This is a genomic window from Drancourtella massiliensis, assembly GCF_016900655.1.
Lineage (GTDB): Bacteria > Bacillota > Clostridia > Lachnospirales > Lachnospiraceae > Sellimonas > Sellimonas catena.
Genome location: NZ_JACJKH010000009.1, coordinates 71088 through 85295, shown reverse-complemented (window position 1 = coordinate 85295; position 14208 = coordinate 71088). Strand labels below are relative to the sequence as shown.

The following is a 14208-nucleotide window of genomic DNA, read 5'->3' as shown; positions in this document are numbered from 1 at the left end:
GACAGAATGAATAAGAGAAGAGCAGATAACGGAATCCCGAAGTATCAGCAGATTGCTACGGATATTGCCTATAAAATTGTAAATGGAATTTATCAGGAGGATCAGAAAATCTATGCAAGATCCGCCATCGGGAGTCAGTACAGTGTTTCTTCGGAGACAGCGCGCAGAGCAATGTGCATTCTTGCGGACTGGGATGTGGTGACGATTGAGAAAAACAGCGGTGTTCTGATCAAGTCGGTGGATAATGCAAAGAATTTTCTTCAGCAGCAGAAACAGACAAAATCAATCCAGAATCTAAAACGGAATATTCTTGACAGTGTGGAACGCCAGCAGCAGGAAATCAAAGAGCTCTATGATTATCTGACAGAGATGATTGATCAGATTGAGCGTTACCGGTCAACCAATCCATTTATCCCGTATGAAATTGTGATTACAGATCAGACTCCTTATCTGGACCGGACTGTCGGGGAAGTGGATTTCTGGCAGGAAACCTTTGCGACCGTGATCGCAATCAGGAGAAATGGAGTGCTTATGATGTCTCCGGGGCCAAAAGCGGTGTTTAAACTCAATGATATCCTGTATTATACAGGGGATGAGGAATGTCCGGAAAGGGTACAGAAATTTATGTATCCGCATCAGTAAAAAAGTACTTGCAAAAGTAACAACTTTAAAATAAAATAGAGTTGTCATTCATGGCTATAATGTAACTCACAAAAAAGAGCAGGAGGTTCTGATGCAGATCTTCCTGTTTTTTTCTTTTACCCGGCCCGGAACGTCAGGGAAGGGAGAGGACTGCATGAAAAAGAACAAGGTTGACATCACATTCACACTGTAATAAGATAAAGCAAAAAGAAAATGGAGTCATTATGAAAAAAGATACGATAAAAGAAGTTGTAGAAAAACTGAACCGTAATTACCTCACTGAGGAACTGTTCATGCCGAAAAAAGGGCGGAGGCTTCCGGAGCGCGCGGCGGTGATTGAGATTATCCGTGATCTCAGACAGATTATTTTTCCGGGATATTTTGGAAAAGACAGCGCGCTGGAACTGGATACCGCCTACTATGCAGGATACCGGATCAACCATCTTTACGATGCGCTGAAAGAGCAGATCACCATTGCGCTGAGATATCAGGGGAAAGAAGAGAATGTAGAGCAGAAGGCTCAGGAAGTGACGGACCGCTTCTTCTCCCGGATTCCGGATATCCAGAATCTGATGCTCAAAGATGTACAGGCTGGATTTGACGGGGACCCGGCGGCCCAGAGCCGGGAGGAGATTATCTTTTCCTATCCTGGACTGTTCGCGGTTTATGTGTACCGGATTGCCCATGTGCTTTATGGTGAAAAGATCCCGTTTATTCCGCGGATCATGTCAGAGTATGCGCATGGAAGAACAGGGATCGATATCAATCCGGGAGCCAGAATCGGAGAATATTTCTTTATTGACCACGGCACCGGAATTGTAATCGGGGAGACGACCGAGATCGGTGACTATGTCAAACTTTATCAGGGCGTGACGCTGGGGGCGCTGTCTACAAGAAACGGACAGAAGCTTGCCGGACTGAAACGACACCCTACCATCGGCGACCATGTGACGATCTACTCGAATTCCACCGTCCTTGGTGGAGATACAGTGATCGGGGAACACTGCATTATCGGAGGAAATACTTTCATTACAGAGTCCGTGCCGCCTTACACGAAAGTAAGCGCCAAGAGCCCGGAACTGATTTTCAAAACGCCAAAAGAAAATCAGGAAAAGAAGAATCTCTGGGAGTGGGAAAACTAAAACTCCTTTACCTTGGAAGACGGAAGTAGTAAAATATAGGCAAAAGAACAACAGGAGGGAAAGTTTATGGGACAGGAACTGATTTTAAAATTAAAAGAAGTAAAACAGGCACTGGTAGACCTTGATCTCAAAGGCGAAGAGTGGGAAGAACGTCAGGAAATTCTGCAAAAGCTTGAAGACGTGACCTCCTATGTAAAGGATGCCATGGGAAGCGGAAAACTATAGAGCAGAAAGGATGAAAGACGATGCAGCCAAAGATCAGGGCACTGGTATTTGACATGGACGGGCTTCTCTTTGACTCGGAGAAAGTGGTCCAAAAATCGTGGTATATCGCCGGAGAACGGCTGGGATACCCAAACGTAGGAGATCACATCTATCATACCCTCGGGTTTAATGTTGTAAGAAGAAGCAGGTATTTCAGGGAGACATTTGGAGAGGAATTTCCGGTAGAGACCTTTAATCAGATGACAAGGGAGATTTTCTATGAATTGAAGGAGACGGAAGGAGTTCCGAAAAAGCCGGGTGTGGATGAGCTGCTTTCCTACGCAAAAGAAGAAGGATACCTGCTGGCGGTCGCCACTTCGTCCGGGGAGGCCTATTCCAGAACGCTTCTGAAAGAGGGAGGGATCTGGGATTATTTTGACGCCGCGGTCTTTGGCGATATGGTCACACATGCCAAGCCGGATCCGGAGATTTATCTGAAAGCATGTGAGAAACTTGGAGTGAAGCCTTCGGAAGCGGCCGCACTGGAGGACTCGCCGAACGGAATCCGTTCTGCGTATGCGGCGGGCATGTATCCGATTGTCATACCGGATCTGGTCAGGCCGGACGAGGAGATCAAAAGTCTCAGCACATGGCAGTGTGAATCATTGTTTGATGTGATCAGTATACTGAAAGAAAAGTAAGAATCAGCCGTACAGAAAAGGCAGTCTTTCTCTGTGCGGCTGATTTTGTGATGTATGAGGAATGTGCGTACGTCCTAAAGATTCAGAAAGCGGCTGTAGCATTCCTCAAAGACGTGAATCTGATGTGTCAGGTCTTCTGCCTGTATGTCGGACAGACTTTCCAGAAGAAGATCCTGAGCACGGTGTACGCCTTCTTTGTCAAGAGGAGGCGTAAGAGCGAAATCGCTGTAGGCCCGAAGCTTCTGGAAATAGAGGTTCAGGTCCGCGGGATTTTGTTCCTTATATGCCAGTTCATACATATAGTGGGAGTCTGTAGCATCAGAATCACTGCATTTTTGACAGATCCACTTTCCAAGGTAATAATATTGATTTCCGATCCGGTAGACAAATCCCGGACGGGAGATGAAATCCTGATGGTTCATATCCGGCACCTCCTTGTCATTAGCCGTTGATGATAACCTGTTTCAGGGAAAGATCCGGATTTAACAGGACCAGATTTCCGATTTTGCCCGGAGAGATGCTTCCGTACAGATGCTCCAGGTGCAGTGCGCGTGCCGGATTGTAGGTGGCACAACGGACAGCGTCTTCCAGCGGAATGTCCATCTCGGTTACTGCGGTACGCATACAGTCGGCAAGGTTTGTCACGGATCCGGCCAGTGCTCCACCCTCTGCCAGAGTGGCATGTTTTCCGGACACATTGACATCCAGTCCGCCGAGGGTGTAGGAGCCGTCCGGCATTCCTGTGGCGCGCATACTGTCACTGATCAGGCAGATTCTTTCGGAACCAAGCATGGCAAAGGCAGCCCGTACCATGGACGGATGAATATGGACTCCGTCACAGATCAGCTCTGCGAATACATGTGGACTGTCAAATACAGCGCCGACAACACCCGGTTCCCGGTGGGTAAATGCAGGCATGGCATTGAAAAGATGAACCGCATGGCAGGCTCCGGCATCGAAAGCGGCCTTTGCGTCTGCATATGGAGCGTTTGTATGTGCCAGAGAAACGGATACGTTGTCCTTCACTTTCCGGATAAAATCAAGTGTCCGTTCCAGACCCATTTCCGGCGCAACGCCGATAAATTTGATCAGCCCTTTTGCGGCATCCTGAAATTCATTAAAAAGAGCGGCATCACATGGAATGATATTCCTTTCGTCCTGCGCGCCTTTCTTTGCGATGCTGATAAAAGGCCCTTCCATATTCAGACCCACAAGATGTGCACCCTGCTCATTTGTGTAGGAAGCAGCGGTAGCAAGAATCTTCTTGAGCTCTTCTGAAGGAAGTGTCATGGTGGCCGGACAGATGGTTGTTACACCTATGGAAGCTTCATATTCGGCAATTGTCCGAAGTGCTTCCGGATCGTTATCACAGACGTCGGCTCCCATGCATCCGTGAAAATGAATGTCAATCAGTCCCGGAATGGCGTAGGCACCGCCGCCGTCCACAACTTCACCGGAACCGGAAGCAGTTTCGCAAAACAGTCCGTCTTCAATCACTACATCACCCGGATGGAAGTGAAAATCCTCCCCGTATACTTTTACATTTTTGATAATCATAATAGTACTCCTTTGTCTGAAAGAAAAGGATGCCGGGAAAGAATCCTTCCTCCCGGCATTCCTGATTACATGTTAACGAGGAACTTTGGAAAAAGCAGCCTCATCAGCTACAACGGTTACGTCCGGATGGAACTGCAGGATTGATGCAGGTACTTCCGGTGTAACAGGCCCAAAGAATGATTTTGCGACCGCTTCAGCTTTATCTTCTCCGCTTACAATAAGGAGAATTTTCTTTGCGCGCATAATGGTTCCGATTCCCATGCTGTAAGCCTGTTTCGGAACATCATCAGCGGAAGCAAAGAAACGTTTATTTGCTTCAATCGTACTTGGCTGAAGGTCAACACAATGTGTTGCTTTCGGGAATTCACTGCCCGGTTCGTTGAATCCGATATGACCATTGTGTCCGATTCCGAGAAGCTGAAGATCCACACCGCCGAGAGAAGCAACGACTTCTTCGTAGTGCGCACATTCTGCTTCGCTGTCTTCGCATGTGCCGTCCGGGATATTGGTGTTTGCCGGATCGATATTTACATGATCAAACAGATGATCATGCATGAAATAATAGTAGCTCTGATCATTATCTTTTGGAAGTCCCTTGTACTCATCCAGATTGGCTGTCTTCACCTGTGAAAAATCAAGGTCACCATTCTCGTATTTGGCAACAAGGTTTTTGTAGGTTCCGACCGGAGAAGAACCTGTAGCCAGACCAAGTACACAGTCCGGTTTTGAAATAACCTGTGCTGCGATGATGTTGGCAGCTCTCTGACTCAGAGCATCGTAATCTTTTTCCACGTAGAATCTCATGACTAAAATCTCCCTTTTGTTTGATAGTTACAGTATAACACATAAAAAGAGAAAGTACTTTCAAAACGTGGCTTTTTCAAAAAATTCCGGTCTGTGAAAATCCGGAGCGTCTGACAGGATGGGCGAAAATGCAGCGTAATGCTCGATGGACGGATCTTCCGAAATCTTATAAAAGTTGCAGGAAAAGGTATCGGGAAGACCGGATTTTGTGATTCCGTAAATCTGTTCCAAAAGGGAAAGCGGAAGATGGAAGGTCAGTTTCCAGCAGTCCGGCATCAGACGGACATGGTGTGACAGCGCACGGCATTCTGCTTCCGAAAACAGGGTACGGCCGGTACGGGCAAATCCGTACTGGGCAAGGAGAGCGCCGTTTGCGTTGAATTCCAGATTGATATACGGAGAGAGTTTCCGGCTTCGCTTTCCGGAAAACGGGAAGTGAAAAAACGCTTCCATGGCACTGTCCAGGTAAACAGGAACCTGAAAACCGGTCTGACGGCGGAGCGGATCTGTCTCAAAACAGGTCATTTCCACGTAGAATCCGTCACCGGGCACATATCCGATCCGGCCTGTAACGGGAGGAGCAAATTTCGTTCCCCAGAGTAAATGGGACACCTCAAATGAGGTGCCCTCTGAAGATAACTGTTCCGGGAAGGAGAGGATCTGAATTTTCATTATGCCGAAACCCCGCTTTCCCAACGGCCGCTTGCCCCGCATGGAAGTACAAGACCGTTTGAAGAAACCGGAAGACCGATTTCCTGAGAGTCCACATGACCGTGGAACTGTTTCAACTCCGTGCCGAGCATATAGGTCAGAACTGCAGGAGCGAGGCCGGTTGTGTAAGAGTTGACAAGGAAAAACAGCGGCTTGTCGGACAGAATCTGTGTACACTTCTGGATCAGAGGATGAATGGCATCCTCGATCTTCCAGATCTCGCCTTTTGGTCCGCGGCCGTAGGAAGGCGGATCCATGATGATGGCATCATAATGATTTCCTCTGCGGATTTCTCTTTCGACAAATTTCATACAGTCGTCCACAAGCCAGCGGATCGGCGCGTCCGAAAGGCCGGAGGAAGCAGCATTTTCCTTTGCCCATGTGACCATGCCTTTGGAAGCGTCCACGTGAGTGACGTGCGCTCCGGCAGCGGCAGCCGCAAGAGTGGCTCCTCCGGTGTAGGCAAACAGGTTCAACACCTTGACCGGGCGTCCGGCGGAACGGATTTTTTCAGAAAACCAGTCCCAGTTTGCCGCCTGTTCAGGGAAGAGTCCCGTATGTTTAAAGCTGAAAGGCTTCAGATTAAAGGTCAGATCCCGGTAATGGATCTGCCATTGCTTCGGAAGGCTGAAGAATTCCCATTCTCCGCCGCCTTTTTTACTTCTGTGATAATGTGCGTTTGGATGATACCACCCGCGGTTTGTCTTTTCAGTATTCCAGATTACCTGCGGGTCCGGGCGGACCAGGATGTAATCACCCCAGCGTTCCAGCTTTTCCCCGCCGGAACAGTCTATGACTTCATAATCTTTCCAACCATCTGCAATCCACATGATTAACAATCCTTTCTATATCTGATATTTATCGTGACGGTGTGATTCCGTTTTGTGAATCCTCCATAATCCTGTTTATTATAGCAGTAAAGGAATAAAAGCTCAATGAAAAACACCCTTTTTGAGCTGAACCTATAGAAAAAGCAAATGATTGATATACGAAAAATCGATAAGTAAATCCGTTTACCGGCTATTTGCTTAGTGTTAAAATAATCGGTAGATATGGAACTAAACAGGAAAGGTGGAACAAGAAATGATCAAAGTAAACGCAATCGGAGATAATTGTCCGATTCCTGTAATTAAAACAAAGAAAGCAATGAAGGAGCTGACAGGACCGGATACAATCGAAGTGCTGGTAGATAACGAAATCGCTGTTCAGAATGTGACAAAGATGGCTCAGTCCTCAGGCGGAAAAGTAACATCCGAAAAGAAAGCGGAGAAAGAATACCGCATCCTGATTGAGATGGAAGGTGCACCGGCAGCAGAAGAGGCTGAAGAAGAGGTTTCCTGCACACCGGACAAGAGAGGAAATACGATCGTTGTCGTATCTTCGGACAAGATGGGAAGCGGAAACGAGGAGCTGGGAAAAGTCCTGATGAAAAGCTTCCTCTTTGCGGTGACACAGCTTGAGGAGCTGCCAAAGACCATGCTCTTTTATAATGGAGGCGCGACACTGACGACAGAGGAGTCCGACTCTCTGGAAGATCTGAAGAATCTGGAGGCACAGGGCGTTGAGATCATGACGTGCGGAACATGTCTTGATTACTATGGACTGAAAGAGAAGCTGGCTGTCGGAACAGTAACAAATATGTACAGCATTGTAGAGACGATGGAACAGGCATCAAAAGTGATCAGACCATAAAGACAACAGTATGGAAGTATACATCAGGATCGGCATCAGACTGTGCTGATCCTGATATTTTTTTGACGGGAAACGTAGATTTTTGGTTGATCTTGTTTCGGTTTATGATATAATAAAAAAGTTATAAGTTTTTTCTATAAGTACATGCGAAAGGAGAAGAAGAAAAAGATGATTCAGGATGTGAAATTGACACAAATGACAAAGACGGCGGGGTGAGCCGCCAAGATAGGTCCTGAGACCCTTGCCCAGGTTCTGGGTAAGCTACCGAAATTCCATGATGACAACCTGATCGTCGGAATAGAGACAGCGGATGATGCTGCGATCTACAAGGTGACAGATGACATCGCCATGATCCAGACGGTTGATTTCTTCACTCCGATCGTAGATGATCCATATATGTTCGGCCAGATTGCGGCAGCCAATTCGTTAAGCGATGTGTGGGCCATGGGAGGAGAGCCGAAGGTGGCGCTTAACATCGTCGGATTCCCGAACTGTCTGGATCCGTCCATTTTAGGAGAAATCTTAAAAGGCGGAGCGGACAAGGTGATGGAAGCAGGCGCCGTGCTGGTGGGCGGACACACCATTCAGGATGATGAACCGAAATACGGACTCTGTGTTTCCGGATTCGTTCATCCGAAGAAGATTTTTAAAAATTACGGCTGCAGGCCGGGAGATAAGCTTATTCTGACAAAGCAGATTGGAAACGGTATCGTCAATACGGCGATCAAAGCGGAGATGGCTTCTGAAAGAGCGATCAAGGAGGCAGAGACTGTCATGTCTTCTCTCAACAAGAAAGCGAAAGAGGTTGTGGAGAAGTATGACGTATCCGCCTGCACGGACGTGACAGGATTCGGGCTTCTTGGACACGGGGCCGAGATGGCAACTGCAAGCGGAGTGTGCCTGAATCTGGATGTGAGAAAGATCCCGTATTTTGCGGATGCGGTTGAGTATGCAAAGATGGGACTGATTCCGGCAGGGGCGTACAAAAACAGAGGACATTCCGGACAGTATGTGGATATCGGCAGTACGCCGGAACACTACGTGGATCTCCTTTATGATCCGCAGACATCCGGAGGGCTTCTGATCAGTGTTGCGCCGGAGCAGGCAGATGCTGTCATGGAAGATTTTGAGAAAAAGGGACTGGATACCAGGGTGGCCATGATAGGTGAAGTATCGGAAAAAGATCAGGAGGACAACACATTCATCCGGCTTGTATAGATGCCGGAGAATGGAAAAGAGACGAAAATGGACAAAAATATTTTTTACCGCAGTATTCCGAAGGTGGATATACTGCTGGAAGATGAAAGAATCCAAAACGCAGCTTCGATTTATGAACGAGACACGGTGATGGATGCTATCAGGGAGCAGACAGAGTATGTGCGCGGACTGATCCGGACATGCGACGAAGAGGAGACGATCCGCCGCGGAATTGACAATCTGATTCCGGATATTATCCGGCGGGTGGAGAAGATGCATACGCCGGATATGCGCCCGGTGATCAATGCGACAGGTACGATTCTCCACACCAATCTGGGACGTGCCCCGATCAGCAGGGAGCATATGGCAAGGCTTGCGGAAGTAGCATGCGGATACTCCAATCTGGAGTATGATCTGGAGGCCGGCAGACGTGGGGAGCGGTACTCTCACTTTGAGAAGCTTCTCTGCAAGATTACGGGAGCGGAGGCTGCCATGGCAGTCAATAATAATGCTTCTGCCGTTATGCTGATTTTAAGTTCCATGGCAAAAGGAGGAGAGGTTGTCGTATCCAGAGGAGAGCTTGTGGAAATCGGCGGGAAATTCAGGATTCCGGACGTGATGGAGCAAAGCGGAGCCAGACTTGTGGAAGTGGGAACGACGAATAAGACGCACTATTCTGATTACGCGGATGCTGTCACAGAGGAGACGAAAGCTTTTCTGAAGGTTCACACAAGTAATTACCGGATTGTCGGATTTACCGAGTCCGTAGGCATCGACGATCTGATTCCGCTGGGACAGGAGTATGATCTTCCGATTATCGAAGACCTCGGAAGCGGTGTACTCATTGATCTGAGTAAATACGGACTGACTTATGAGCCGACGGTACAGGATTCCATCCGGAAGGGAGCGGATGTAGTCTGCTTCAGCGGGGACAAGCTTCTTGGAGGACCGCAGGCGGGAATTATCGTCGGAAAGAAAAAATACATTGATAAAATGAAGAAGAACCAGCTGACAAGAGCCCTCCGTATCGACAAGTTTACGGCGACGGCGCTGGAGCTGGTATTACAGGAATATTTAAGCGAAGAAAACGCGGTAAACAAGATTCCGGTTCTTCGCATGATTACAAAATCTGCCGAAGAGGTGGAAAAGTCTGCAAGACGATTTAAACGGATGCTGGAAAGAAAAGGACTTAAGGCGGCTATCACTCTTCAGAAGTGTGAATCCCAGATCGGAGGGGGATCTCTTCCGCTTGAGAGGATTCCGAGTATGGCTGTCGGCATCCGCCCGGAAACGATGAGTGTTCCGGAGCTTGAGACGGCAATGCGCCATCTGGAGGTTCCGATCATCCCAAGGACGGTCAACGATACGATTCTGATGGATGTGAGGACCATCGAGGAAGACCGGATGAAGCTTGCGGCAGACGAGTTAAAGCAGATATTATAATTACGATAGAGACAGTGGGAATGAAATAACATGAAACACATTATCATAGGAACAGCCGGTCATATTGACCATGGAAAGACGACGCTGATCAAGGCGCTGACAGGAAGAAATACAGACCGATGGGAAGAAGAGCAGAGAAGAGGGATCACGATCGATCTTGGATTTACCTATTTCGACCTTCCAAACGGCGACCGGGCAGGGATTATCGACGTGCCGGGACATGAGCGTTTTATCAACAATATGGTTGCAGGCGTGGTAGGGATGGATCTGGTCATGCTTGTAATCGCGGCGGATGAGGGAATCATGCCGCAGACAAGAGAACATATGGACATTCTTGGCGAGCTTGGTATTGAGAAGAGTATCATTGTCCTCAACAAATGCGATCTTGTGGATGAAGAGTGGATGGAGCTTGTCGAGGAGGAAGTGCGTGAGGAACTGCATGGCACATTCCTTGAGAATGCACCGATTGTAAAGGTATCCGCCGCTACAGGAGAGGGGCTGCCTGATCTTATCGATACGATCCAGCGGATGACGGAAAATGAAGTGACGGAAAAAGATATTCATACGATTCCGAGACTTCCGATTGACCGTGCGTTTACCATATCCGGATTCGGGACAATCATTACCGGAACCCTGCTTGCGGGGACAATCCGGAAAGAGGATACCCTTTGCATGTATCCGATCGGAAAAGAATGTAAAATCCGGAATATCCAGGTCCACGGCGAAAATGTGGATGTCTGCTATGCCGGACAGCGTGTGGCCATTAATCTCTCCAACATCAAAAAGTCTGAGATCAAGAGGGGCTGTGTTCTTGCGCCGCCGAAAAATATGAAAAATACAGATCTTTTGGACGTAAGGCTCAATGTTCTTCCATCTTCCATGAGGATCCTTACCAATAATGCAAGACTTCACCTGTTTACAGGGACAAGCGAAGTTCTGTGCCGTGCCGTCCTGCTTGATAAAGAGGAGATCGGACCGGGCGAGAGCGGCTTTGTGCAGCTGCGTCTGGAGGAGGAGATCGCCGTGCGAAGAGGCGACCGGTTTGTTGTGCGCTTCTATTCTCCAATGGAGACCATCGGGGGCGGCGTGATTCTGGAGCCGAATCCGAAATGGAAGAAGAGATTCCAGCCGGATGTGATTGAGGAACTGAAGAAAAAAGAGTCCGGCTCCTCTGCTGATGTGATCGAGCTTCATATCCGCCAGCATGACAAGACTATGGTGACAGTTGCGGAACTGGCCAAGATCACTGCGCTTGCACCGGAGGAAGTGGAGGAAGATGTAAAAGAGCTGCAGGCGGCAGGACAGATTCATGTGTTCCCTATGAAGAAAGATACCTATGTATGGCACAGAAGTTCGCAGGAGAGCATGACAGAGTCCATTTTAAAAGAGCTGGAAGGATTCCATAAGGCTCATCCGTACCGGCCGGGTATGCCGAAGGCAGAAGTGCATATGCGCTTTATGAAGCAGGTCAAGCCAAATGTATTTGACATGTATATTGAAATGCTGATAAATGAGGGAAAGATCGGACGCAGCGGAGAGTACCTCCATGCCCCGGCTTATGAGATACCAAAAGATGCGGTATTTGAGAAAGCATCCCGGACGATTCTTGAGACCTTTGAGAAAGCGGGGTATGATTTTGTCCGTTTTTCAGAGATCGTATTTCCGAAGCTCCCGGACGGAGTGAAGGAAGATGTGCTTCAGGTGCTGATTTCCGACGGAACTGTCGTAAAGATCAACGATGAAATGTATACACTGGCGTCCTATATGGAGAAAGCAAAAGCAAAGATTATTGAGAAACTTCAGAAGGACGGTTTGATTACGATTGCTGAGGTGCGGGATATGTTTGGAACAAGCCGGAAGAGCGCCAAGCCGATCCTGGAATATATGGACAGCCAGAAAGTGACTAAGAAAACAGGAGCAGAGAGCGAAAGGGTTGCATATTTATGAATTTAAAACAGTTGGAGGCATTCGTATGTGTTGCAGATAAGAAGAGCTTTTCCAAAGCGGCAAGGGAGCTGTATCTGACACAGCCGACGATCAGCGCACATATTGCCTCGTTGGAAAAGGAGCTGGATGCAAGGCTGTTTATCAGAAATACAAAAGAGGTGAGTCTGTCCGAGGATGGAACCGTTCTCTACAGCTACGCAAAACAGATGATTGATCTGGAAGAGCAGATTGAGGCATGTTTCTGCGGAGAGAGACAGTCGGATGTCAGAAAGATCACAATTGCGGCATCCACAATTCCGGCGCAGTATATTCTGCCGGGGATTTTGGCAAGGTTCATTGAGAAATATCCGAAAGAGCAGTTTAAGGTCATTGAGACGGACAGTTCCAAAGTGATCGAACTGATCTCCGGGGGAGCGGCTGATATCGGGTTTTCCGGAACTGTTCTCGAGAGGAAGTTCTGCAAATATATTCCTTTCTATAAGGATGAACTGATTATCATTATGCCGAATACGGAAAAGTATCAGGCGCTTATGGAGCAGGAAAATCTGGACTGGCTGAAATCAGAATCCTATATCATGAGGGAGGAAGGATCCGGGACACGAAAGGAAGCGGAAAAACAGCTGAAACGCTACGGGATCGATGTGGATCAGCTTACCGTAGTCGCAAGTATGGAGAGCCAGGAGGCAATTAAACGTTCCGTCATGAACGGAATGGGAATTTCCATTATCTCCAGACTGGCAGCGGAAGAAGAAGTCAGAACAGGAAAGGTGCTTTGCCGCAAGGTGCCGGGTGAAGGAGAAGGCCGGGACCTGAATGTCGTTTACAATAAAAACTTTCACCTTTCAAAATCCGCTGAGCGGTTTATTAAAGTAGTGAAAGAAATGTATCAAATTCACAAGTAATTACAGATTGCCAATTTATAGAATGTTTCTATAAATTGGCAATTTTCATAGGGTTTTTAAATTAGACTGGATTTGATAAAAAAGATATACTAGAGGTAATGGGAGGGAGAGACTATGATTTATCTTGATAATGCGGCGACTACGATGCATAAGCCGCAGGAAGTGATCGATGCGGTTGTAAATGCAATGGGTTCCCTTGGAAATGCAGGGCGAGGTGCCAATACAGCATCTCTGGGGGCGGCGCGGATCATTTATGAAGCAAGAGAGCGCCTGGCAAAGCTCTTTGGTGCGGAGGATCCGAAGCAGATCGCGTTTACATCCAATTCTACCGAAAGCCTGAATACGGCAATTCGGGGATTGATAGATCCTGGAGATCATGTAATTACGACTGTACTGGAGCATAATTCTGTCCTCAGGCCGATCTATGATCTTCAGGAAAAAGGAGTGGAAGTGACTTTTGTAAAGAGTGATGACAAGGGCAGGATCTGTTATGAAGAGATCGAGCAGGCAATCCGTCCAGAGACAAAGGCCATCGTGACGACACACGGATCCAATCTGACGGGAAATCTGGTTGATATTGGAAGGATCGGAAAGATGGCACATGACCATGGTGTTCTCTATATTGTGGATGCATCCCAGACGGCGGGGGTTTTCCCGATTGATGTCAAAGCCATGCATGTGGATGTACTCTGCTTTACAGGACACAAAGGACTCCTGGGCCCGCAGGGAACCGGCGGGCTTTATGTGAGAGAAGGACTGAAGATTCGTCCGCTGAAGATGGGAGGAAGCGGAGTACAGACATACAATCATCATCATCCGTCTGAAATGCCGACGGCACTGGAGGCAGGCACACTCAACGGGCATGGAATCGCAGGACTGAATGCGGCACTCGGTTACATCGAACGTGTTGGGATTGATACGATCCGCAGAACCGAGCAGAAGTGGATGCGGATGTTTTACGAGGGGGTAAAAGATATTCCCGGCGTGAAAATCTACGGTGATTTCGAGACGGAAGAGAGATGCCCGATCGTTACACTGAATATCGGGGATTATGATTCCGCGGAAGTCAGTGACGAACTTCTGATGACGTACGACATTTCCACGAGACCGGGCGGACACTGCGCGCCTTTGATGCATGAAGCGCTCGGTACGGTAGAACAGGGATCCGTACGCTTCAGCTTCTCCCATTTCAATACTGAGGAAGAGATTCAGACTGCCATCCGTGCAGTAGAAGAACTCGCGAAAGAAGAATAAGGAACAGGAGGA

The 14208-nt window shown here is 48.0% G+C and carries 15 protein-coding genes; 10 read left to right on the top strand and 5 right to left on the bottom strand.

Annotated elements, in window-relative coordinates; genetic code table 11:
* Window positions 1-6: 6 nt before the first annotated feature.
* From H6A32_RS06775 to H6A32_RS06760, 4 genes are all read left to right on the top strand, one after another.
* Complete coding sequence (locus H6A32_RS06775; RefSeq protein WP_087168713.1) at window positions 7-642, top strand: GntR family transcriptional regulator; 636 nt, start codon at window positions 7-9, stop codon at window positions 640-642.
* Window positions 643-866: 224 nt separating this feature from the next.
* Complete coding sequence (epsC, locus tag H6A32_RS06770) at window positions 867-1784, top strand: serine O-acetyltransferase EpsC (RefSeq protein WP_087254640.1); 918 nt, start codon at window positions 867-869, stop codon at window positions 1782-1784.
* 66 nt (window positions 1785-1850) lie between these two features.
* Entirely contained in the window at window positions 1851-2009 is a 159-nt protein-coding gene (locus H6A32_RS06765) for a hypothetical protein (RefSeq protein ID WP_171027948.1), read from the top strand.
* Between the two features lie 20 nt (window positions 2010-2029).
* Window positions 2030-2689, top strand: a complete 660-nt coding sequence (locus H6A32_RS06760; RefSeq protein WP_087168711.1) for an HAD family hydrolase — start codon at window positions 2030-2032, stop codon at window positions 2687-2689.
* Window positions 2690-2763: 74 nt separating this feature from the next.
* Here the strand turns inward: H6A32_RS06760 and H6A32_RS06755 are convergent, their stop codons facing one another.
* The 5 genes from H6A32_RS06755 to H6A32_RS06735 form a co-directional block, all read right to left on the bottom strand.
* Window positions 2764-3111, bottom strand: a complete 348-nt coding sequence (locus H6A32_RS06755; protein ID WP_204863980.1) for a hypothetical protein — start codon at window positions 3109-3111, stop codon at window positions 2764-2766.
* A gap of 19 nt (window positions 3112-3130) precedes the next feature.
* Complete coding sequence (gene nagA / locus H6A32_RS06750; protein WP_087168709.1) at window positions 3131-4246, bottom strand: N-acetylglucosamine-6-phosphate deacetylase; 1116 nt, start codon at window positions 4244-4246, stop codon at window positions 3131-3133.
* 72 nt (window positions 4247-4318) lie between these two features.
* Entirely contained in the window at window positions 4319-5050 is a 732-nt protein-coding gene (nagB, locus tag H6A32_RS06745; protein WP_087168708.1) for a glucosamine-6-phosphate deaminase, read from the bottom strand.
* A 60-nt stretch (window positions 5051-5110) separates the two neighbouring features.
* Window positions 5111-5722, bottom strand: coding sequence for a carbohydrate-binding family 9-like protein (locus H6A32_RS06740; RefSeq protein WP_158099290.1), 612 nt, complete (start codon window positions 5720-5722; stop codon window positions 5111-5113).
* A complete protein-coding gene (locus tag H6A32_RS06735; RefSeq protein ID WP_087168706.1) occupies window positions 5722-6591 on the bottom strand; it encodes a class I SAM-dependent methyltransferase in 870 nt (289 codons plus the stop codon). Before H6A32_RS06735 ends, H6A32_RS06740 begins: the two co-directional genes overlap by 1 nt.
* A gap of 253 nt (window positions 6592-6844) precedes the next feature.
* Between H6A32_RS06735 and yedF the strand changes: the two genes are divergently transcribed.
* The 6 genes from yedF to H6A32_RS06705 all read left to right on the top strand — a co-directional run bounded on the left by yedF (window position 6845) and on the right by H6A32_RS06705 (window position 14196).
* Window positions 6845-7453 carry a sulfurtransferase-like selenium metabolism protein YedF gene (gene yedF, locus H6A32_RS06730; protein ID WP_087168705.1) on the top strand — a complete coding sequence of 203 codons (609 nt, stop codon included), beginning with the start codon at window positions 6845-6847 and terminating at the stop codon, window positions 7451-7453.
* A 168-nt stretch (window positions 7454-7621) separates the two neighbouring features.
* Window positions 7622-8671: a selenide, water dikinase SelD gene (selD, locus tag H6A32_RS06725; RefSeq protein ID WP_087168704.1), complete on the top strand. Its 1050-nt coding sequence runs from the start codon at window positions 7622-7624 to the stop codon at window positions 8669-8671.
* A 27-nt stretch (window positions 8672-8698) separates the two neighbouring features.
* Window positions 8699-10093 (top strand): L-seryl-tRNA(Sec) selenium transferase, encoded by a 1395-nt coding sequence (gene selA, locus H6A32_RS06720; RefSeq protein ID WP_087168724.1) that lies wholly within the window; start codon window positions 8699-8701, stop codon window positions 10091-10093.
* 30 nt (window positions 10094-10123) lie between these two features.
* Window positions 10124-12040, top strand: a complete 1917-nt coding sequence (selB, locus tag H6A32_RS06715; protein WP_087254629.1) for a selenocysteine-specific translation elongation factor — start codon at window positions 10124-10126, stop codon at window positions 12038-12040.
* The gene (locus H6A32_RS06710) at window positions 12037-12942 is read left to right on the top strand and encodes a selenium metabolism-associated LysR family transcriptional regulator (RefSeq protein WP_087168702.1); all 906 of its coding nucleotides are present in this window, start codon (window positions 12037-12039) and stop codon (window positions 12940-12942) included. The genes selB and H6A32_RS06710 overlap by 4 nt, the downstream gene beginning before the upstream one ends.
* Window positions 12943-13056: 114 nt before the next feature.
* Entirely contained in the window at window positions 13057-14196 is a 1140-nt protein-coding gene (locus H6A32_RS06705; RefSeq protein ID WP_087168701.1) for an aminotransferase class V-fold PLP-dependent enzyme, read from the top strand.
* Window positions 14197-14208 lie beyond the last annotated feature (12 nt).